The 20,508-nt window shown below is 31.5% G+C and carries 21 protein-coding genes; 12 read left to right on the top strand and 9 right to left on the bottom strand.

Going from position 1 to position 20,508, the window contains the following annotated elements; translation table 11 throughout:
* Positions 1–60: 60 nt before the first annotated feature.
* From Q0739_RS08795 to Q0739_RS08785, 3 genes are all read left to right on the top strand, one after another.
* Positions 61–405, top strand: a complete 345-nt coding sequence (locus tag Q0739_RS08795; RefSeq protein WP_298238348.1) for a four helix bundle protein — start codon at positions 61–63, stop codon at positions 403–405.
* 79 nt (positions 406–484) lie between these two features.
* Positions 485–994, top strand: a complete 510-nt coding sequence (locus Q0739_RS08790) for a hypothetical protein (protein ID WP_298238347.1) — start codon at positions 485–487, stop codon at positions 992–994.
* A gap of 200 nt (positions 995–1,194) precedes the next feature.
* Positions 1,195–2,889, top strand: coding sequence for a hypothetical protein (locus tag Q0739_RS08785; RefSeq protein WP_298238346.1), 1,695 nt, complete (start codon positions 1,195–1,197; stop codon positions 2,887–2,889).
* Between the two features lie 51 nt (positions 2,890–2,940).
* On the opposite strand, the gene Q0739_RS08780 is transcribed toward Q0739_RS08785, so the two are convergent.
* The gene (locus tag Q0739_RS08780) at positions 2,941–3,891 is read right to left on the bottom strand and encodes a bifunctional helix-turn-helix transcriptional regulator/GNAT family N-acetyltransferase (protein WP_298238345.1); all 951 of its coding nucleotides are present in this window, start codon (positions 3,889–3,891) and stop codon (positions 2,941–2,943) included.
* A 60-nt stretch (positions 3,892–3,951) separates the two neighbouring features.
* Positions 3,952–4,965, bottom strand: coding sequence for a formimidoylglutamase (locus tag Q0739_RS08775; RefSeq protein ID WP_298238344.1), 1,014 nt, complete (start codon positions 4,963–4,965; stop codon positions 3,952–3,954).
* Positions 4,966–5,082: 117 nt separating this feature from the next.
* Between Q0739_RS08775 and Q0739_RS08770 the strand changes: the two genes are divergently transcribed.
* Positions 5,083–5,967: a chromosome partitioning protein ParA gene (locus Q0739_RS08770; RefSeq protein ID WP_298238343.1), complete on the top strand. Its 885-nt coding sequence runs from the start codon at positions 5,083–5,085 to the stop codon at positions 5,965–5,967.
* Between the two features lie 53 nt (positions 5,968–6,020).
* On the opposite strand, the gene hutI is transcribed toward Q0739_RS08770, so the two are convergent.
* Positions 6,021–7,259, bottom strand: a complete 1,239-nt coding sequence (hutI, locus tag Q0739_RS08765; protein ID WP_298238342.1) for an imidazolonepropionase — start codon at positions 7,257–7,259, stop codon at positions 6,021–6,023.
* Positions 7,260–7,314: 55 nt separating this feature from the next.
* Here hutI and Q0739_RS08760 point away from each other — a divergent pair, with 55 nt between their 5' ends.
* Both Q0739_RS08760 and Q0739_RS08755 read left to right on the top strand, forming a co-directional pair.
* Positions 7,315–8,007, top strand: a complete 693-nt coding sequence (locus tag Q0739_RS08760; RefSeq protein WP_298238341.1) for an aspartate/glutamate racemase family protein — start codon at positions 7,315–7,317, stop codon at positions 8,005–8,007.
* A 4-nt stretch (positions 8,008–8,011) separates the two neighbouring features.
* Positions 8,012–8,587 (top strand): Crp/Fnr family transcriptional regulator, encoded by a 576-nt coding sequence (locus Q0739_RS08755; RefSeq protein WP_298238340.1) that lies wholly within the window; start codon positions 8,012–8,014, stop codon positions 8,585–8,587.
* Positions 8,588–8,735: 148 nt separating this feature from the next.
* On the opposite strand, the gene fumC is transcribed toward Q0739_RS08755, so the two are convergent.
* Positions 8,736–10,133 carry a class II fumarate hydratase gene (gene fumC, locus Q0739_RS08750; RefSeq protein ID WP_298238339.1) on the bottom strand — a complete coding sequence of 466 codons (1,398 nt, stop codon included), beginning with the start codon at positions 10,131–10,133 and terminating at the stop codon, positions 8,736–8,738.
* Between the two features lie 185 nt (positions 10,134–10,318).
* Between fumC and Q0739_RS08745 the strand changes: the two genes are divergently transcribed.
* Both Q0739_RS08745 and Q0739_RS08740 read left to right on the top strand, forming a co-directional pair.
* Positions 10,319–10,960 (top strand): peroxiredoxin, encoded by a 642-nt coding sequence (locus Q0739_RS08745; protein WP_298238338.1) that lies wholly within the window; start codon positions 10,319–10,321, stop codon positions 10,958–10,960.
* A gap of 93 nt (positions 10,961–11,053) precedes the next feature.
* Positions 11,054–11,227: a hypothetical protein gene (locus tag Q0739_RS08740; RefSeq protein WP_298238337.1), complete on the top strand. Its 174-nt coding sequence runs from the start codon at positions 11,054–11,056 to the stop codon at positions 11,225–11,227.
* 58 nt (positions 11,228–11,285) lie between these two features.
* Here Q0739_RS08740 and Q0739_RS08735 read toward each other — a convergent pair whose 3' ends face one another.
* The 4 genes from Q0739_RS08735 to prfB all read right to left on the bottom strand — a co-directional run bounded on the left by Q0739_RS08735 (position 11,286) and on the right by prfB (position 15,919).
* Entirely contained in the window at positions 11,286–13,733 is a 2,448-nt protein-coding gene (locus Q0739_RS08735) for an outer membrane beta-barrel protein (protein ID WP_298238336.1), read from the bottom strand.
* Between the two features lie 85 nt (positions 13,734–13,818).
* Positions 13,819–14,160, bottom strand: a complete 342-nt coding sequence (arsC, locus tag Q0739_RS08730) for an arsenate reductase (glutaredoxin) (RefSeq protein ID WP_298238335.1) — start codon at positions 14,158–14,160, stop codon at positions 13,819–13,821.
* Positions 14,160–14,777, bottom strand: a complete 618-nt coding sequence (locus tag Q0739_RS08725) for an HAD family phosphatase (RefSeq protein WP_298238334.1) — start codon at positions 14,775–14,777, stop codon at positions 14,160–14,162. Before Q0739_RS08725 ends, arsC begins: the two co-directional genes overlap by 1 nt.
* A gap of 31 nt (positions 14,778–14,808) precedes the next feature.
* Positions 14,809–15,919, bottom strand: a protein-coding gene (gene prfB, locus Q0739_RS08720) for a peptide chain release factor 2 (RefSeq protein WP_298238333.1) whose coding sequence is annotated in 2 segments (ribosomal slippage) — positions 14,809–15,855 and positions 15,857–15,919 — 1,110 coding nt in all. Because the reading frame shifts where the segments join, the coding sequence is not laid out codon by codon here.
* A 120-nt stretch (positions 15,920–16,039) separates the two neighbouring features.
* Between prfB and Q0739_RS08715 the strand changes: the two genes are divergently transcribed.
* From Q0739_RS08715 to Q0739_RS08705, 3 genes are read left to right on the top strand one after another with little or no spacing between them, the layout of a single operon-like run.
* Positions 16,040–16,372 carry a hypothetical protein gene (locus tag Q0739_RS08715; protein ID WP_298238332.1) on the top strand — a complete coding sequence of 111 codons (333 nt, stop codon included), beginning with the start codon at positions 16,040–16,042 and terminating at the stop codon, positions 16,370–16,372.
* On the top strand, positions 16,315–16,869 hold the full coding sequence (locus Q0739_RS08710) for a hypothetical protein (protein WP_298238331.1): 555 nt from the start codon (positions 16,315–16,317) through the stop codon (positions 16,867–16,869). The genes Q0739_RS08715 and Q0739_RS08710 overlap by 58 nt, the downstream gene beginning before the upstream one ends.
* Entirely contained in the window at positions 16,847–17,869 is a 1,023-nt protein-coding gene (locus Q0739_RS08705) for a GntG family PLP-dependent aldolase (protein ID WP_298238330.1), read from the top strand. The genes Q0739_RS08710 and Q0739_RS08705 overlap by 23 nt, the downstream gene beginning before the upstream one ends.
* 44 nt (positions 17,870–17,913) lie before the next feature.
* Here Q0739_RS08705 and Q0739_RS08700 read toward each other — a convergent pair whose 3' ends face one another.
* Positions 17,914–18,237 (bottom strand): YbaB/EbfC family nucleoid-associated protein, encoded by a 324-nt coding sequence (locus Q0739_RS08700; protein WP_298238329.1) that lies wholly within the window; start codon positions 18,235–18,237, stop codon positions 17,914–17,916.
* A 144-nt stretch (positions 18,238–18,381) separates the two neighbouring features.
* Here Q0739_RS08700 and Q0739_RS08695 point away from each other — a divergent pair, with 144 nt between their 5' ends.
* On the top strand, positions 18,382–20,451 hold the full coding sequence (locus Q0739_RS08695) for a S9 family peptidase (protein ID WP_298238328.1): 2,070 nt from the start codon (positions 18,382–18,384) through the stop codon (positions 20,449–20,451).
* The last annotated feature ends 57 nt before the right edge of the window (positions 20,452–20,508 follow it).

Raw genomic sequence — 20,508 nt, 5'->3', positions numbered from 1 at the left:
TAGTAAGAAGCGTGTAGTTAGAAGTTAGAAGTTTCCTATCTTTATGAATAATATAAAAAGATGAAATTTAAGTTTGAAGATTTAATTATTTGGCAAAAAGGAATGGATTTGGGTGAAGATATGAACGTATTATCTCGAACTTTTCCTAAAGACGAATTGTATAATTTATCTTCTCAATTAAAAAGAGCTGCCGATTCCATAGCTTTAAATATCTCAGAAGGTTCAATATTACAATCAGGACCTGAGTATAGAAAATTTTTAGGATATTCAATTCGTTCAACCGCAGAAGTTGTTACTTGTTTGCATAAAGCAAAAAGAAGAAATTATTTAACGGAAGAGGTTTTTTTAAAATATTATAAAGACTGTTTTGATATCATGAATAATGACGATAGCATTCAGAAATAAAATAAAACATTAATAATACTAGTATTAAGATGAGTAAGCAACGTCACGCTTCCAACTTCATGCTTCCAACTTTTAAATTATGACACTAGAACTTATCGTATTTATTGGCGCTATCCTTTTCGGAATCTTTTTATATTGGAGAGAATCCAAAGGCAATGGACTTTACCGTTTCTTTAATAAAATTATAAATTCTAAAGACCTTCAAATGAAACCTGAGGATAAAACAGGTTTTGTATATCAGCAAACCTTTTTACTACGATTGGTTTTTATTGGTTTTTTATTTCTAATAGGTATTGTCATATTTAGGTTTTTAATCCCTATTGATATTGCAACTATATCCATTTTTGCATCTATGATAGTAGGTACAATAGCAGGAACTTATTTAGCAAATTTCATATTTAAATCTAGTGAAGTAATAGAAGAAAAAAGTGATTCTCTTGAAGATATGGTTAAAGACACGATTGATAAAGGAAAAGAATTTATTGAAGATTTAAAAACAAAAGATGAAATTGTAGAAGCGCCAAAAAAAACACCAAAAACAGATGAAAAAAGTGCTAGAGAACGTTTGAAAGATAAAGGGCTATTGTAAAATGAGTAAGAATAAATTTAGGTATATATTAATTGGCATTTTTACAATTTTATTAATTCTGCAGTTGGTTAATTATGATTTTTCTGCTGATTTTGATTGGAAAAGTGTTTTAAAATTAGCAGCCCCAATATTAATGATTATAGCTATGGTTTTATCGATCAAACACGTCAAAAGTAATGACGAAAATTAAAATTTCAAATATGATTAAAAATTACTGGAATAAAGGAAAAAAACAAAAAATAGTAACGATTATTTGCGCTTTAGTTCTGCTTATAGCGTTGTTTGTATTACGAGATGATTATCAACCAGCTTTGTTATTTGTTAGAAAATTTATTTTCATAATCTTACTAAGCGGCATAATCTTGTTTTTAGGGTTACGAAAATTCAGAAAGTCTACTAGCACGGGAGGGCGATTAGGTATTTTAGCATTATTGGTTGTTTTCTTTGGAATTTTATATGTTGTAGGATGGCATTTTAAAATGTACGATTACATGAAAACGTATAATGTTTTCAATCATTTGAATCGTGTAGAAATCAATGAATTACCATTAACACAAAACGAACGCATTCAACCACTACGGAATGTGTTTTCTATGGCTAATGAAAGCGTTGGAGAAACTAAAGATGTTTCATTACCACACTTAGTTAGGATAGGAGACGAGAATAAATGGACTATGGCCATTCAGCCAACTGAAAAGTATGTATGGCAAGGTATGACTGATAATACTGAAGAAGTTTTTGCAGTGTCGAGTACAACGCCTTTTCCTAGATTTTCAAGCGAAAATAGGATTCCTGTTACTTTCTCAATAGGAGAATCTTTAAAGTTTAGTAGAAATACGTATAACGCTGTGGTACAACGTTTCAATATCTTCCAGTTGTTTACTATGGAGCCTAGTGACACCTATTATATGAAAAATGATTCAGGACAATGGGTTCAAGTGGTGAGTTTAATAAAATGGAAAGGTTTTCTTTTTCCGTATCCAACCTTTGGAGGTGTTATGGTTATTGATAATGGCGAGCATGATTTTAACGATTATATGGAGCGTATTTTAATAGGAAAAGGAACTTACATAAGTCCAGAAAACATGAAGAATCACATTTATTTAACACGACAAAATACCTTAGCTGAAAAAGTATCAAGATTACAAGCAGAGTCGTTAAAATTTTTAGGCGGATTTAGTGATCCTTTACCTTGGAATATGGAAACAGCCGTTAAAATTCCTGAAATGCCAAAAGACCAAAATCAGCAACCTTATGTTACAGATTTTGATTTTTCAGATACCGAAACGGGAGCTTTTAGTGGGTTATATCATTGGTTTGGTTTAGAACCCGTAGGAGACGAGCGAACAAGTTTAAGTTTTAGTGTATTTGTACCAGCAGATGGAACTGATAAAATGTACTATTATAATCATGCCGCTAAAAAACAAGGCTATGCTGGTGTTTCTGCGATGCCTTTAAAAGTGAAAGAATCAAGAAAAGAATATGATTGGACAGCAAATACACCAGTAGAATTTAGGCCATATATAAAAGATATAGCTGGTAAAAAGCGTATGTTTTTTATGGGAACAGTATCTTCAATAAGTGATACCGACTCTAAGCAATTTGATGGTTCTGCAACACCAGATTTGGTACTAATTGATAGTGAATACCGAGATGTGGTTTGGATTGATGTAAAACACCCTAGCCAATGGGATAAAACCGTTTACGATCAATTAAATGAAGCATGGCGTTCTAGCGAAAAGATAGGCTACTATTTTGTTGAAGAAACAAAAGAAATTGATATTGCTCGACATGTTATTGATTCAATAAAAGCAATCCCTCAAGTTGATAAGAAGGCTGAAGAAATTGAGAGATTACAGAAACAGATTGATTCTTTGAAGGCTTCTAAAAATTAGATTTTCACAGACCTGTCAGGTTTTTGAAACCTGACAGGTCTTAATTCAAAATTAAAACACTAACTCCATCTTAATATCACAGCGTTTATAATGGCAATTGGCTTCAACAGGGACTTCAATAAAACCGTATTTTCTATAAATATAAATAGCGTTTTCTAGTTTTCTGCTCGAGTAGAGTATAAGCTTGGGTAAGCCTAATGATTTTGCATAATCAATACAATGTTGCATGAGTTGCTGGCCAATTTTATAGCCACGGTGTTCTGGAGAAACTGCCATTTTTGTTAACTCAAAAAGCCCATCATTTCCAATAGGCATTAAAGCTACAGTACCAACAACTTGCTTGTTTAATCTAGCAAAAAATATATGCCCGCCTTTACTAATAATATATTTTTCAGGATTACTTAATACTTCATCATCATAAGGCTCAACATAGAAATAGGTTTTTAACCATTCAACATTCAAATCATAAAAATATTTTGCATATTTATCTTCATACAATACAATATCAAGCTCTTGATTTACTTCCATTTTTACATTTTCGATAATGGTATTACTAAAACTCTTTTTATTTAATTTGTTTTCAAGGCTATTAAGATGTTCAATAAGTGATGATGATTTTTCTAAGGTATATGTCTTTATAACCTCATCAATGCTTTTCCATATGGGTTTTAATTGAATCAAGGTTTTGTTTCCTTTATATGATAAAGAGACTATTTTTTTTCTTTTATCTAATGTATCATTCTTGATAACTATCAAACCTTTATCCTTTAGCTTATTAAGTGTTTGACTTATAGCGGGCTGGGTGTATTTCAATGAATTCTGTATTTCAGAATTAGTCACTCCATTTTTATTTGATATGATTTTGAACACTGGAAAAAGGTAGGGGTCAAAATCAATATTAAAATGATTGTAAACTAATTGTGTTTCTTTCATTAAATACTCACTAACACGTTTTAAACGTGACCCTAAACCTAACTCACCGTAACCTCTTAATGCATCCATATTAATATTTATATAAGTACTTATGTAAAATTACTATTTTTTGTTATTTCTGCAAATTATTTAGGATAATTTTATAAAGTCGGTAATTAAATAGGTAATGAGTTTTCCAACTAGAGTAGTTGTTTTTTTAGTGGGTGCTGCTTCGCATATATGGAGGTAGGTTGCATGTTCTTGTTTCGCAAAAAAGTTAAGAAATTGTCTAGCTTCATTAACACTAAAACCACTTGGCGTTATGGCACTACTTGGAATGTTTTCAATAGCATCACAATCAATTTCAATTCCAAAAGGTGTTTCAGTAACATGTTTTAAAGCTCTATTCAGTTCCTGTTTAAACTTTAATTCCTTCCTTATCTCTAAAGCTTCAAATGTATTATATTTAATAGCTTTGGACTTATCTAATATTTTAAAAATACTGTTAGGTGTGTAGTTTTCGTGTAATCCAAAAATAAAATAGTTACCTAAAAATCCTTCCGAAGCAGCATACCGAAAACCATTACCACTATGGCGACCTTCTTCTGCTCTAAAATCTGAATGGGCATCTAAATTGATAACATTTATTGGCTTACCTAGCGCCAAACTAGCGCCTTTTATGTTTCCGTATGCATTATTATGACCTCCACCAATAATTATTGGTTTTTTTCCAGCCAATACAATTTGATATATTAGTTGTGATACATAAGAATCAATTGTTTCAACCAACTTTCTTGCTTTTAAAACATCCTTTTTTCTTGCTGAATTTAATTTCGAGACTTCTAATAGCTCACGACTAAAATTCAGATAACCCAGAATTAAAACTTCTTTAGCCTTAGTATATTCGTTGCTTTGAATATTTAACAAAGATTTAAGTGAAACCTCCCAAGCCTTTGACGCTCCTATCTTTCCATGGTTGGCGAATACACCAACATCTTCAGGTAAACCTAAAATTACATACTTAACATCCAAATTTTTAAGTTGTTCGTATATGTTAGAAATGCGAGTTAATATTTGAACATGTTGACCAAATTTGGATTCACCAGAGCGTTTGTTTAATAATTTATTTCGAGTAGTATTGTTAAATAAAACAAGTTTATCCATTAAAGTAAGTAATTTTGAATAATAAAAATACACCATTATTTATTTTTAGCATTGAAAAAACGAAGTAAAAAATTTAAAAATCATTTTGACCTTAACAAAAATTAAAAACAAGTAATTATGGAAAACAACAAAAGCAGTATGGGCCTTAAAATAGCTTTAGGAATAGCACTAGTATTATTTTTAGCAACTGGGTTTTACACAATGAATCTTTACAAAGAAAGTAACGATACTAAGAAACAGTTAACTGAGGAGAAACAATTAGTTATGAACGACTTAAATGCGATGGCTAAACAATACGATGAAGCTATTAGCGAAAATGACATTGCCAATGCTAACTTAGTAGAAGCTAGAGGAAGAATTCAAGGCTTGATAGATTCTTTAAAAATTTCTGAAACTAATGTAAAAAGTTTATGGAGATATAAAAGTAAGTACCAATCGCTACAAAAAGAAATGGATGTTCTTTTAGCTCAAAATGATTCGTTAAGAGTTGAAAATTCATATTTAGCGACTTCTTTAGATAGTACGCGTGTTCGTTTAGAAGAACGTACTATATTCACCGATTCGTTATTAGTACAAAATACAGCTTTAGCTGAAGTTGTTGAGAATGCTGCGGTATTGTCTACAGTAGGACTAAAAGGCTTTGGAGTTATTGAAAGATCTTCAGGGAAGTTAATACCAACAGAAAGAGCAAGCCGTGTTGATAAAATTCGAGTATGTTTTACAGTTGCAAAAAATGCTTTAGTTCAATCTGGAGATCAAGAATTATATGTTCAAGTTATAGATCCAAATAGCAATACTTTAGGATTAAATGATCAAGTGCAGTTTGGAGAAAAAACGCTTAACTATAGTATAATTAGTAAGTTTAACTATGAAAATAGTAACCTTAACATTTGTGAGTTCGTTGTATCTAAAGGCGAAGATAATTTTGCAAAAGGACGTTACGTTGTAAACGTTTTTAATCAAAAAGATTTAGTATCAAGCTCTGAGTTTACTTTGAAGTAAACATAATATAACACTTAAGAGCCAAAGCCTCAAACGTAATGTTTGAGGTTTTTTTATACAACAAGCTTTCCGTTAATTATAACTTTGTCTATATGATTCTCGCCGAAAGCATAGGGTAAATAATTATAACTAGGAACCTCTTTAGTTATTATGATGTTGGCTTTTTTTCCTTTAGTAATACTTCCATAATTTTCAGAAATTCCCATGGCATAGGCACCGTTTATGGTTGCAGCGTTTATAGTCTCTTCTGGTGTCATCTTCATTTTAATACAAGCAGTACTTATAACAAAATTCATATTACCACTTGGTGTAGAACCAGGATTGTAATCGGTAGCTAATGCTAAAGGTAAACCAGCATCTATTAGTTTTCTTGCTGGGGTGTAAGGAATGCTTAAAAAATAAGAACAGGAGGGAAGGGCTACGGGTATAGTATCACTTTCTTTTAATGCCACCACATCGCTTTCAGATAATTCTTCTAAGTGGTCTACAGATAATGCGCCATATCTTACAGCGAGTTCAACACCTCCAAAAGTATTAAATTGGTTTACGTGTATTTTTGGAATCAATCCATGCTTTTTACCTACAGCCATTATACGTTCTGTGTTTTCCAAAGAGAAATAACCTTTCTCACAAAACACATCAATATATTCAGCTAAGTTTTCCTTTGCGATTATTGGTAGCATGTCATTAATAATTAAATCTATATAACCATTGGTATTACCTTTAAAAGCTTTTGGAATAGCATGTGCACCCAAAAACGTTGCTTTAATTTTAATAGCAGTATTTTCTTTTAAACGTTTTATTACGCGAAGCATCTTTAATTCAGATTCTACAGTTAAACCATAGCCCGATTTAATTTCTATAGCACCTGTTCCTAATTTAACAACGTTTTGCACTCGTTCTAACGATTGTTTATAAAGTTCATCTTCGGTTGTATTCTGAAGTTTTTCAGCAGAATTTAATATACCTCCACCACGGTTTGCAATTTCTTCATAGCTTAAACCATTAATTCTATCTACAAATTCTTGTTCTCTATTTCCTGCATAAACAATATGGGTATGCGAATCACACCAAGTAGGCAGTACTAATCTACCTGTGGCATCAATGGTGTTTTCTTTAGTAACATCAGGACAGTCGTTCATATTGCCATAATCAATAATAATATCATTTTCAAGTAACAGAAAAGCATTTTTAATGGTTGGTAGTTCTTTCATTTTCTTACCAGAAACTTTTATAATCGTTATATCTCGAATTTGTAAAAGTTCTTTTATATTGATAATTAGTAATCTCATTAAATAAGTATATAGAATATTTAGGCTTAAATTTAACAACAATATATTAGAACCTATGCAAACAATTGGATTAATTGGCGGTATAACGCCTCAATCAACAATTATGTATTACCAGGTCTTAAATGACTTAGCGGAAAAGAAATATGGAGAATTTAATTCGTGTAAAGTTATTATTAATTCGGTCAATTTTGCCGAAATAGGTCAATTACAGAAAGAAAATCAATGGGATAAGTTGGATGAAATTATGTCTGCTGCAGCTAGAAGTTTAGAGCTAGCTGGAGCAAAAAGCATTTTAATTTGTGCAAATACAATGCATTTGACCATTGATACTGTAAGAAAAGCTGTGAAGATACCGGTTATTCATATTGCCGAAGCGACATCAGATGCGATTAAAGAACACCAATTAAAAAAGGTAGCCCTACTAGGTACAAAATACACTATGGAAAAGGACTTTTATAAAGATGTACTAAAATCATTTGATATTGAAGTTGTTATACCAAACGAGAAGGATAGATTATTAGTCCATAATACTATTTACAATGAGCTGTCTAAAGGCATTTTGAAAAAAGAAAGTAAAGAATTATATTTAAAAATAATAAATTCATTAATTTTAGATGGTGCAGAGGGAGTTGTTTTAGGATGCACCGAAATACCATTATTGATAAAACAAGAAGATGTTGGGGTGCCAGTATTTGATACTACTACAATTCACGCAACAAAAGCGTTTAGCTTAGCAACAAGGTTATAATTAGATGAATAGAAACTTTTCTTTTTTAAATTCTATTACAGATATTTCTGAGGAAACTTTTGAAAAGATTAAAGCAATATCGGAATTTAAGCGAGTTGATGCTGGTGTTCAAATAGTGCAGCATGGAGAGAATAGCTCTAAAGTTTATATGCTTGTTAGTGGTATTGTAAGATGTTATTTGAATACCGAAGATGGAAAAGAATTTAATAAAAGCTTTTATCTTCCTGTTAGTTTTGTAGCCTCTTTGACGGCATTAATGAAAAAAAAGCCTTCAATGTTTGTTTTTGAGACTTTAACAGACTGCAAGTTGTACGAAATCGATTATTATAAACTTATGAATCTTTGCGAGGATAATATAAATTTAAAAAACCTTTATAATAAAATCTTGGAATCTTTATATGTAAAATATGAAAATCGTTTGGTGGAATTAATTTCTTTAGATGCTAAGAAACGTTACTTAGAGTTGCGTAAGCAAATCCCAAGCGTAGATGAACTTATTCCACAGTATCATATCGCGTCATATTTGGGTATCACAGCGGTTCAATTAAGTAGAATAAGAAAAAAAATGGAAAGACATTAACATTTGTTAACAAAATTGTGGTTGGCAAATTATAAATTTACAGCGATTTCTTTTTGCAACTATACAAAAGGATTGATAGCTAACCAACCAAAAAAAACAGGTATTGAATTCGATACCTGTTTTTTTATGTCCTTTTTGATAATATAGATTATTTCAAACTGCCTACCATATCTTCAGGTTTTACCCAGGCATCGTAATCTTCAGCTGTAACGTAACCTAAATTAATAGCTTCTTCTTTTAAAGTTGTACCGTTTTTGTGAGCTGTATTAGCAATTTCAGCAGCTTTGTAATAACCAATTTTAGTATTTAAAGCGGTTACAAGCATTAATGAATTATTCAATAATTTTGTAATAACTTCATTATTTGGTTCAATACCTACTGCGCAGTTTAAATCGAAACTTACACACGCGTCTCCAATTAATTGCGCTGACTGTAAAACATTAGCTGCCATTACAGGTTTAAAAACGTTTAGTTCATAATGGCCTTGAAGTCCACCAACAGAAACAGCAACATCATTTCCCATTACTTGAGCACATACCATAGTAAGTGCTTCGCATTGCGTAGGGTTTACTTTACCAGGCATAATAGAACTTCCAGGTTCGTTTGCTGGAATAATAATTTCTCCAATACCACTTCTAGGTCCAGAAGCCATCATTCTAATATCATTAGCTATTTTATTTAAAGAAACAGCTAGCTGTTTTAATGCGCCATGAGTTTCAACCAAGGCATCATGAGCTGCTAAGGCTTCAAATTTATTTGGTGCTGTTACAAATGGTAACTCGGTAAACTCAGCGATATATTCTGCCACTTTCTTGCTATAGCCTTTAGGTGTATTTAGGCCAGTTCCAACTGCTGTTCCTCCAAGTGCTAATTCGCTTAAATGAGATAAAGTATTTTCTAAAGCAGAAATACCATGGTCAAGTTGTGCTACATAACCAGAAAGCTCTTGACCTAAGGTTAGCGGTGTGGCATCCATTAAATGTGTACGCCCAATTTTTACCACATTCTTAAAAGCCTCAGATTTCTTATGCAATGTATTACGTAATTGTTTTACGCCAGGAATAGTAGTTTCTACCACTTTTTTGTAAGCCGCAATATGCATGCCCGTAGGGAAGGTGTCGTTTGAAGATTGTGATTTATTTACATCATCATTAGGCTGAATAGTTTTTTCTCCTTCTCCAATATTTTTTCCTGAAATCTGATGTGCTCTGTTGGCAATCACTTCATTTACATTCATATTACTTTGGGTACCAGATCCAGTTTGCCAGATTACTAGCGGAAATTGATTGTCATGTTTTCCTTCGAGAATTTCATCGCACACTTGAGCAATTAAATCACGTTTTTCTTCAGCTAAAACACCTAGTTCGCAGTTTGTATAAGCTGCAGCTTTTTTTAAGTATGCGAATCCATATACAATCTCTAACGGCATAGATGCCGAAGGGCCTATTTTAAAATTATTTCTAGATCGCTCTGTTTGTGCTCCCCAAAGTTTATCTGCAGGTACCTTTACCTCACCCATTGTGTCTTTTTCAATTCTATAGCTCATGGTAATATGAATTTAATTTTAAGGTACAAAGTTAATTCTTTTAGGGCTGTTTTAATTATGATATATGTTAGTTTTTTGAAAGTTTTTTAACATAATTATTATCTATTAATGTTTAATACTTTTCTTTAAAATGAGTAACTTAGTAGACTTTGTAAATTATTTAGTAATCAATAAATTTTGAAACCATGGCAGCAATTAGATTAGGAGACGAAGCTCCAAACTTTACAGCAGAATCAACAGAAGGAACTATAAATTTTCATGATTGGTTAGGAGATAGTTGGGGTATATTATTTTCGCATCCTGAAGATTATACACCAGTATGTACTACAGAATTAGGAACCGTAGCTAAGTATAAAGCTAAATTTGATAAACGTAATGTTAAAGTTGTTGCACTAAGTGTAGATGGCATTAACTCGCATAACGGTTGGATAAATGATATTAATGAAACACAAGGGACTACAGTTAATTTTCCAATTATTGCTGATGAGGATAGAAAAGTTTCAGAATTATATGATATGATTCATCCCAATGCTGATAGCAAATTAACAGTGCGTTCTGTGTTTGTTATTGGATCTGATAAAAAAGTAAAATTAACTATTACCTATCCTGCTTCAACTGGCAGAAATTTTGATGAGCTATTACGTGTGATAGATTCATTACAATTGACGGCTTACCATAAAGTAGCTACTCCTGCAAACTGGAATAATGGTGATGATTGTGTTGTAGTACCATCTGTTGCAACAGAAGATATCCTAGGTATTTTTCCAAAAGGGTATAAGGAAGTGAAACCTTATTTAAGGATAACACCACAACCAAATTTAAATTAGTTAAAAAGACTGTTAATAATTTTTAATTTGATATTGTATAAGAAACCCCTTTGCATTATCTTTGCCACAGATTTATAATAGACACTTACAATTATGTTTGATTTTGATCAATATTTAGGCTTTTTAGCATTCTTAACTATATTAACCATTGGATTTTGGCTAATGATTTTCTTATTAACCTTTGTAATTCCATATTGGATTGGAGGTTCTTTAATTGAAAGATTGAAAGAAATTAGAGAAGAAAAGAAAGCTAAGCGTAATGCTTAAAAGCATAGAAACCAGAATATATAAGTAAAAAGGAAGCTAATTTAGCTTCCTTTTTTATTTATATATCTACATCTCCTCCTTCGAAATTTCGTTGGAATTCACGTTTTTTCTTCTGGTTAAATCTGTAGGTAAAAGATAGGTTATAAGAGCGAACTCCTCGATACCGTAAATCTCTTTCTGTAATAAAATCTTCAGTCTCAACAGTTCCTTTAAATGCTTGAGTATTAAATAAGTCATTAACATTAAAAGCAATAGAGGCTTTTTCTTTAAATAAATCCTTGCTAAATGCAAGATTAACAGTTAGTATACCATCTCTTGTGTTTTGGGCATCTAAACTCGGTCCTCTATAATTGATATTGGTTTGCCAATCAATTTTCCATGGAATTGTTAGTTTGTTACTTAAACGAGCTCTCCAACTTACATTTTCTGAATCGAAATTTGTACTATCAAACTCACCATCGATGATAGAATTAAATATATTAAAATCTGTATTTACACGCCATTTTTTAGATGGGCTATAGGTTAAGTTAAATTCTAAACCATAGCGATCCTCTGTTGCTATATTTAAAAGTGTTCTTAATATAACGGGAATATCTTGCCCATCAATCTCAACAATTTCTCCAGTTTCTTTACTAATAAACTTCATTATATCTGTGGAATGTTGATAATATATAGAAGAGCTAAGCACGAAGTTGTTAAACCTATTAAGATACCCTAGGTCAAACTTAGCAGAATAGGTAGGGTTGAGAGCTGGATTTCCTTGAAAAATATTGGTTATACTACTTCTAGAAGGATATGGGTTTAGAAAAAAAGATCTAGGGCGACTTAATCTTCTATTGAACCCTAGTGTTAAATTTTCATCTTCGTTAAATTCATAAGTTAGATTAATAGTTGGAAATAAGCCAGTAAAATTCCTTTTTTCAAAATCGCCTGATGTTGGTTGGTCTAAGGTTAACTGTGTGTTTTCCATACGTAAACCTAAAAGGTATGAAAATTTATTAATTTTACTCCCAAATTGTACATAAGCCGCATGAATATAGTTTCTAAAATTGAAAATATTAGTAAGGTTATTGTTTATCTCAAAGACATTAGTATTTTCATTTAACAATTCTACTTTATAATCTGTTGTTGTGTCGTTATAATCGCCACGATATCCTATTTCAAATTGGCTATTTTCACCTAGAGGTAAAACATAGTCTGATCGTAAAAAAATCTTTGAGCCATCTACAATTTGAGTTAGAATATCGGTATCGATACCATTAGAATTTATTAATGAAAATTCATCTGCATCATTATCTTCAAATTGAAAATCGAAGGTTAGTTTATGGCCAGAAGTTTTAAAGTTTTTTGTATAATTAAAAGTGTATTGTATGTTTTTTGAATCTTGATTTTCAGGGTCTAATCGTAAGCTTTCACTTAATAAATTCATATTAGAATCTAGTTGCAATAATCTATTTATCGAATTATTGTCTCCACTATTATTACTGTATAGCATTGACGTTGTAATAGATGATGAATTATTTATGTACCATTCAATTCCAAAGTTATTAGTGATACCTTTTGAGGTGCTTACCCAATCACGTTTTTCATCATTTATATTTCCAGAAGATTTAAAAGTTGTATAAGAATACCAATATCCAGGAGACTCATTATATCTATATGACAATGTGTTAAATATATTTAAATCGCCTGTTCTGAAATTTAGATTTCCAGAGATACCTGCCCGATCTGGATGCCCTATATTACTTGTTAAAGCACCATTTAATCCTAAAAGTTTACTTCTGCGAAGAATTATATTTAAAATACCTGCTGTTCCTTCAGCTTCATATCTTGCAGAAGGCGATGTAATTACCTCCACTTTTTCTATAGCTTCAGCTGGTAATTGTTGAAGTGCTTCACTAGAATCTAAACCAACTAAGCCTGATGGTTTTCCATTAATAAGTATTCTTACATTGCTATTCCCTCTTAAGGCAACATTTCCTTCAGCATCAACAGAAACCGAAGGTACATTATCTAAAACATCACTAACATTTCCACCACGCACCGTTAAATCTTTTCCAACATTGTATATTTTTTTATCTAATCGAACTTCAACAGTCGTTTTTTCTGCAATTACTTCTACAGCATCTAAAGCTTCTAAATCAAGCTCCAAATAAAATTCTCCAATATTTTCATTAGAAATTATTTTTCTGTTTTTAATAGTTTGCGTTTTAAATGAAATGTATTCAATAGAAATATTATAAACGCCTGCTGGAACCGTGATTTTGAATGCGCCTTTTGTATCGGTTATACCGCCAGTTACGATTTTATTTTCAATTTGGCTAAAAAAGGAAATAGTGGCATACTCTAAAGGGGTGTTTGTTTCCTTATCAAATACTTTTCCAGAAATAATGACGTCTTTTTTTAAAACGGGACTAGAAATTATTATATCATTGTTTTTGGGTTGGCTAAATCCAAATGAAAAAAATAGAATAAAGAATAAGTAGGTAAATGTGTTTTTGGACATTCTGCTCTAAATTGCATTTAAGGCAAAGGTAACTTACCACATAAAGCCATTTGGTTAAAATTGTGTTAATGGCTATAGAATTAAGTTAAATAATATCTAAAATTATTTCAGGAGGACGACCTATTATTGCTTTATTACCGTTAATTACGATAGGACGCTCAATCAGTTTTGGATTTTCAATCATGGCAGTAATAATCTCAGAATCACTTAAGTTTTTGTTTTTGTATTCGCTTTTCCAAATAGCTTCATTCTTTCTAACCAACTCGATAGGTTTTATGTCTAGTAGTTGAATAATGTTTTTTAATTCTTTTATAGAGGGGGTGTTCTCTAAGTACTTTACAACTTCAAATTCTTTTCCTGAGTTTTCAAGAATTTCAAGCCCACAGCGAGACTTACTACAACGGTTATTATGGTATATTTTTATCATTATATTTCTATATTAAATGCTTTTAGGTCTTGAATAAGTTGTTTTGGTGATTTAAATTGAATTCCGTTAATTCCTAAGTTATTAGCAGCTTCAATGTTTCTCAAGTTGTCATCAATAAAAATGGCGTTTTCAGCTTTTATATTAAATCTTTCGAGTGTTAAATTATAAATTTCATCGAAAGGTTTTCTAGTATTTTCTTCACCAGAAACTAAAATACCTTCAAACCACTGCAAAAACTCAAAACGTTTTAATGCAATAGGAAAAGTTTCAGCACTCCAATTTGTAAGAGCGACAACTTTATAATTACTTGAATCAATAAAATATTTAAGAATATTTACCGTATCGCTTATAGCATCACCAAGCATTTCAACCCATCTGCCATAAAACATCCTTATTTCCTTTTCATATTCTGGAAATAGTAATACGCGTTCTTCTGTTGCTTTAGCTATAGGGTAACCAGCGTCTTGATTTTCATTCCAATCACTTGTACAAATGTTATCAAAAAACCATTGCATTTTTTCGCGATTGCCATTAAAAACATCTAGAAAAACGTATTCAGGATTCCAATCTATTAAAACGCCACCAAGATCGAATATTATTGTGTCTATTTTTTTCATAATCTTCCAAAATAGGGGTTTCAATTGTTTTTTATAAGTTAGAATTATCTTCTACTTTTTGTCCCATCATCATTAAATAAGCCTTTAAAAAACTATCAATATTCCCATCCATAACGGCATCTACATTACCTGTTTCATGACCTGTTCTAACGTCTTTCACTAATTTATATGGATGCATCACATAGTTGCGAATTTGGCTTCCCCATTCAATCTTCATTTTGCCAGCTTCAATATCTTCACGCTGTGCTAATTGTTTTTGTAATTCAATCTCATATAATTGCGACTTTAACATTTGCATAGCTCTTGATCTATTATCATGTTGTGAACGTGTTTCTGAGCAAGATATTTGTATACCTGTGGGCTTATGGGTAAGTTGTACTTTAGTTTCAACTTTGTTTACATTTTGACCACCTGCACCACTTGATCGCGCTGTTGTTATTTCGATATCGGCAGGATTAATATCTATTTCAATAGAATCATCAACTAACGGGTATACATATACCGAAGCAAAACTTGTGTGTCGTTTGGCATTACTATCAAAAGGAGAAATTCTCACTAAACGATGTACGCCATTTTCTCCTTTTAGCCAACCAAAGGCAAAATCGCCTTCAAGCTCTAGTGTAACTGTTTTAATACCGGCAACATCTCCTTCTTGAAAATTCAATTCTCGTACTTTAAAGCCACTTTTTTCAGCATACATTAAGTACATGCGCATAAGCATATTTGCCCAATCACAACTCTCTGTACCTCCAGCTCCAGCTGTAATTTGTAATACAGCACTTAAGCTATCACCTTCTTCAGAAAGCATATTTCTAAATTCTACATCTTCCATTAAAACGGAAGCTTCATTAAAGCGATTTTCAACATCTTCTAAAGAGGATTCGCCTTCTTTAAAGAATTCATAAATAACCTCTAAATCTTCAATAAGTGTTTTTAAATCTTTAAAGTCTTGTACCCATTTTTTCTTAACACGCAAGGATTTCATAATCGTTTCTGCGGCTTTGGGGTCATTCCAGAAATTTGGGTCGAAAGTTTGTTCTTCCTCGTTTTGTATTTCTATAAGTTTGGCATCTATGTCAAAGATAGTGCCTAAGTTTGTCAAGGCGGGTATTTAGATCTTTAATTTGATCTGAAGTAATCATAGTATTTTATTTTGAACAAAAATAGATTTAAATCATTCAATTAAAAATTATATCATATGATTTTTGAGGTTAATTTATGTAGCTTTATGGATAACGGGAAGTAAACTTAAATATAAATTCATGAGAATAATAAAAGGGAAAGATAATTTCAAACCAACAAAACAAGTCTATAAGGTTAATTATATTTATAGAGATGTGTTTTATATAAAAAACCATCTAGATGAATGGCAAAGTGAAATTAATTCAGGGTTGAAAGGAATGAAAATGGTTATTGCTAATCATCAAAATTTATACGATTCTCAAAGGAAAGCCCTTCGAGAGAAAATCAGCAATGATGAGGGTTATGCTAAAATTGATGATAAAAAATTGAAAATGATTATAAGAATAAATACTTTTTGGATGAAGGAAGAACGGTTGTTGAACTACAATATTTGCAAAGAGATTCGGCTTTAATTTCTATACTTTCATTGATGGAAGGAAACCTTAATAGAATTTGTAGTGAATTTGAAATATGTTTAGAATCTCCAATAAAGCTGAAAGATTTAAGCGGAAAGGGTAGTTTAGATAATTATTGGAATTTTTTTGTTAAGATTATAGATGTCGATATCGGAGATATGAAGGATTTGTTTAGGAGGATTAAAGATTATTATTATTTAAGAAATAGAATTATTCATGAAAAAAGCATATTTAAAGATGCTAAAAAAGCTAAAGAATTTGAGTTAAGGTATCCAGAATTAAAAATTTATGAAGATATTTACTGGCATAAGTTTTATATTAAGGATGAAAAATTTCTATTCAATTTAATAGAGATATTATTCGATTTTTTTGCTAAGCTTTATATGAAACTCAGCAATCGTATTATAGCACCTATCTCAATATTTATCGATTCAAATACTGTCTTAAAACCAGATGAACCTATCAAAAAGAATGATAATAGATCTAAGAAGTGATACAGTTACCAAACCAACCAAGGGTATGTTGGAAGCTATGATGCAAGCAAATGTTGGTGACGATGTGTTTAGGGAAGACCCTACGGTTAAGGTTCTAGAGAAGCGTATTGCAAGTATGTTTGGTAAAGAAGAAGCCCTATTTTTTCCCTCAGGAACTATGGCAAATCAAACAGCTTTAAAATTACATACAAGCCCTGGAGACCAGATTATTTGCGATAAATATGCTCATATTTATAATTATGAATCTGGTGGTGCCTCTTTTAATAGCGGTGTGTCATGCAAGTTAATAGATGGCAATAGAGGTATGTTTAAAGCTAAACAGGTTGAAGAAGTTATTAATCCAAGTGATTATTGGTATGCTCAAGCTAGCTTAGTTGAAATTGAAAATACTACGAATAAAGGGGGAGGAGCTTGCTGGGATTTTAATGAATTGAAAAAAATTAGATTGGTGTGCGATAATAATAATTTAGGTTTTCATTTAGATGGCGCACGTTTATGGAATGCTATAGTTGCTAAAAATGAAACTACGCAACAGTATGGAAGTTTATTTGATACCATTTCTGTTTGTTTAAGTAAAGGACTGGGGTGTCCTGTTGGATCAATTTTAGTAGGAGATTCAGAAATCATGAAAAATGCTATTAGAATACGTAAAATTTTTGGCGGTAATATGCGACAATCTGGCTATTTAGCAGCTGCAGGATTATATGCTTTAGATAATAATATTGAACGCTTAGATCAAGATCATAAAAAAGCAAAAGAAATAGGTGAGGAGTTAACTAGATTATCAATTATCAATACTGTGGAGCCTATAGAAACTAACATTGTTATTTTCGAATTAAATAAAGATATTAACGAAAAGGAATTTGTACAAAACCTAGCCGATAAAAATATTCACATTATAAGCATGGGTGGAGGTAAACTACGAATGGTAACGCATTTAGATTACACCAATGCTATGCATGAGAAATTGTTAAATATTTTAAAAACCCTTAAATTTTAGTGCTATTTCTCTGCTTTAGTCTCCTATAAACTGTCTTCCGTCCCTTACTTAAACATATCCATCCCAGGAATATTAGGCATACCCTCTTTAGCTACAGCACCAAGTTCTGCCTCATTAACACGCGTTGCATTTTCTATTGCTTTATTTAGCGTTAAGATTAAATAATCTTCAAGTTGTTCTTTGTCTTCAAGAAGATCTTCATTTATCTCGATAGTTTTTATGGTTCTATTTGCTGTTAAGGTTACTTTAAGTTTCCCATCGGTACTTGATTCATCAATTAAAACGGTATCAAGACGCTTTTTAGTTTCTTCTACTTTCTTTTGGGTTTCTTTAAGTTTACCCATCATTTTCATCATATCTCCAAACATAATTTCTATATTTTAGTATATAACTACAAAACTATCAAAATAAATAGAGTAATTTCATCCCTTAGTTTATTAAAAATGAAGAATCTCATTATTTTTATAGTCATAAGCTTTATTTTTGCTCATTCTTGTAAAAAAGAACCAAAAATGACAAAAAGTACTATTGCTATAAGCTCACCAATTGCCAAAAAAATTCCTCACGAGTTACGTATTCATGATGATGTTCGATTAGATAATTATTATTGGTTGAATGATAGGGAAGATTCTGAAGTTTTAGATTATTTAAATGCCGAAAATGCTTATACAGAAAGTGTTATGAAGCATACCAAAGCTTTTCAAAAAGAACTTTTTAAAGAAATGAAAGGTAGAATAAAGGAGAACGATACAACAGTACCCTTTAAATTAAATGGCTATTGGTATTTAACACGTTATGAAACTGGGAAAGATTACCCAATTTATACAAGAAAGAAAGCGTCTTTAGATGCTCCAGAAGAAATTTTGTTCGATTGCAATGAAATGGCTGCAGGTCATGCTTATTTTAAATTAGGAGGTATTTCTGTTAGTCCAGACAATACAATGGCTGCTTTTTCAACAGATGTAGTTAGTAGAAGGCAGTACACAATTCAAATTAAAAACCTAGTTACAGGAGAGATCTATGCTGATAAAATTGAAAACACAACAGGTAGTGCCACTTGGGCAAACGATAATAAAACTATGTTTTATTCAATGAAAGATGCAGTTACTTTACGATCTCATAAAATTTTTAAGCATAAATTATATACAGCTTCTAGTGAAGATTTACAAGTATATTATGAAGCTGACGACACTTTTAACACCTTTGTTTATAAATCTAAGTCGAAAAAATATATCATTATCGGTTCATCAAGTACGCTAACAACCGAATATCGCTATTTAAATGCCAGCACGCCAGATGATGAATTTAAAGTATTTCAAAAACGAATTCGTGAGTTAGACTACAGTATTTCACATTTTAATGACCATTTTTATATAATCACTAATAAGGATAATGCAACAAATTTCAAACTTTTAAAAACAAGTGAAAATAGCACAGAGTTAGAACATTGGGAAGAAGTTATTGCACATAGAAAAGACGTATTGATTGAAGATATTGAAATTTTTAAAGATTATTTGGTTATTAACGAACGTGAAAACGGACTCAACAATTTAAGAATTATAAGTTGGAACGGAGAAGAAGATTATAAACTGCCATTTAATTCTGAAACTTACACCGCTTACATTGGAAATAATCCAGATTTTGATAGCGACACGATGCGTTATGGTTTCAATTCATTAACTTCTCCAAGTTCTGTAATTGATTATAATTTAAAGACTCGGCAATCAGAAATAATGAAAGAGCAAGAGGTTCTTGGTGGGAATTTCAAAAAAGAAAATTATGCAGAAGAACGTATTTGGGCAACGGCAAGAGATGGCGTAAAAGTACCTATTTCCTTAGTGTATAAAAAAGGAATCAAATTAGATGGAACAAATCCCTTACTACAGTATGCCTATGGTTCGTATGGATCTACAATAGATCCGTCTTTTTCTACTATCCGACTAAGTTTATTAGATAGAGGGTTTATCTATGCTATTGCCCATATAAGAGGAGGAGAGTACTTAGGAAGAGATTGGTATGAAAAAGGAAAGCTTCTATCTAAGAAAAATACGTTTACCGATTTTGTAGATTGTTCTAAACACCTTATTAAAGAGAAATATACTTCAAGCGACCATTTATATGCTTATGGTGGTTCAGCAGGAGGATTGCTTATGGGAGCTGTTATAAACATGAATCCTGAATTGTATAACGGTGTTTTGGCAGCAGTACCTTTTGTTGATGTAGTTACAACGATGCTTGATGATACTATTCCTTTAACTACTGGAGAATATGATGAGTGGGGAAATCCAAATAATAAGAAATATTACGAGTATATGAAATCTTATTCGCCTTATGATAATGTTGCGTCCAAAGATTATCCGAATATGTTGGTAACAACTGGGTTACATGATTCGCAAGTACAATATTGGGAACCAGCAAAATGGGTTGCAAAACTTAGAGACTACAAGACAGATAATAACAAATTATTACTACATACAGATATGGATTCTGGCCATGGAGGTGCCTCTGGACGTTTTGAAAGTCTTAAGGAAGTAGCCTTAGAATATGCCTTTTTATTAGATTTAGAAAGAATTAATCAGTAATAAAAAAAAATGTATTATTTTTGCAAGGTTTTAGACTGTATTTATTTTTAAAAATAT

Origin of the sequence: uncultured Algibacter sp. (genome assembly GCF_947487605.1) — a bacterium.
In the GTDB taxonomy this organism is placed as follows: Bacteria; Bacteroidota; Bacteroidia; order Flavobacteriales; family Flavobacteriaceae; genus Algibacter_D.
This window is presented reverse-complemented; position numbering and strand designations above follow the sequence as displayed.

Coding starts and splice junctions, on each gene's coding strand:
- Q0739_RS08795 (WP_298238348.1), top strand. CDS start 61: ATGAAATTTAAGTTTGAAGATTTAATTATTTGGCAAAAAGGAATGGAT.
- Q0739_RS08790 (WP_298238347.1), top strand. CDS start 485: ATGACACTAGAACTTATCGTATTTATTGGCGCTATCCTTTTCGGAATC.
- Q0739_RS08785 (WP_298238346.1), top strand. CDS start 1,195: ATGATTAAAAATTACTGGAATAAAGGAAAAAAACAAAAAATAGTAACG.
- Q0739_RS08780 (WP_298238345.1), bottom strand. CDS start 3,891: ATGGATGCATTAAGAGGTTACGGTGAGTTAGGTTTAGGGTCACGTTTA.
- Q0739_RS08775 (WP_298238344.1), bottom strand. CDS start 4,965: ATGGATAAACTTGTTTTATTTAACAATACTACTCGAAATAAATTATTA.
- Q0739_RS08770 (WP_298238343.1), top strand. CDS start 5,083: ATGGAAAACAACAAAAGCAGTATGGGCCTTAAAATAGCTTTAGGAATA.
- hutI (WP_298238342.1), bottom strand. CDS start 7,259: ATGAGATTACTAATTATCAATATAAAAGAACTTTTACAAATTCGAGAT.
- Q0739_RS08760 (WP_298238341.1), top strand. CDS start 7,315: ATGCAAACAATTGGATTAATTGGCGGTATAACGCCTCAATCAACAATT.
- Q0739_RS08755 (WP_298238340.1), top strand. CDS start 8,012: ATGAATAGAAACTTTTCTTTTTTAAATTCTATTACAGATATTTCTGAG.
- fumC (WP_298238339.1), bottom strand. CDS start 10,133: ATGAGCTATAGAATTGAAAAAGACACAATGGGTGAGGTAAAGGTACCT.
- Q0739_RS08745 (WP_298238338.1), top strand. CDS start 10,319: ATGGCAGCAATTAGATTAGGAGACGAAGCTCCAAACTTTACAGCAGAA.
- Q0739_RS08740 (WP_298238337.1), top strand. CDS start 11,054: ATGTTTGATTTTGATCAATATTTAGGCTTTTTAGCATTCTTAACTATA.
- Q0739_RS08735 (WP_298238336.1), bottom strand. CDS start 13,733: ATGTCCAAAAACACATTTACCTACTTATTCTTTATTCTATTTTTTTCA.
- arsC (WP_298238335.1), bottom strand. CDS start 14,160: ATGATAAAAATATACCATAATAACCGTTGTAGTAAGTCTCGCTGTGGG.
- Q0739_RS08725 (WP_298238334.1), bottom strand. CDS start 14,777: ATGAAAAAAATAGACACAATAATATTCGATCTTGGTGGCGTTTTAATA.
- Q0739_RS08715 (WP_298238332.1), top strand. CDS start 16,040: ATGAGAATAATAAAAGGGAAAGATAATTTCAAACCAACAAAACAAGTC.
- Q0739_RS08705 (WP_298238330.1), top strand. CDS start 16,847: ATGATAATAGATCTAAGAAGTGATACAGTTACCAAACCAACCAAGGGT.
- Q0739_RS08700 (WP_298238329.1), bottom strand. CDS start 18,237: ATGTTTGGAGATATGATGAAAATGATGGGTAAACTTAAAGAAACCCAA.
- Q0739_RS08695 (WP_298238328.1), top strand. CDS start 18,382: ATGACAAAAAGTACTATTGCTATAAGCTCACCAATTGCCAAAAAAATT.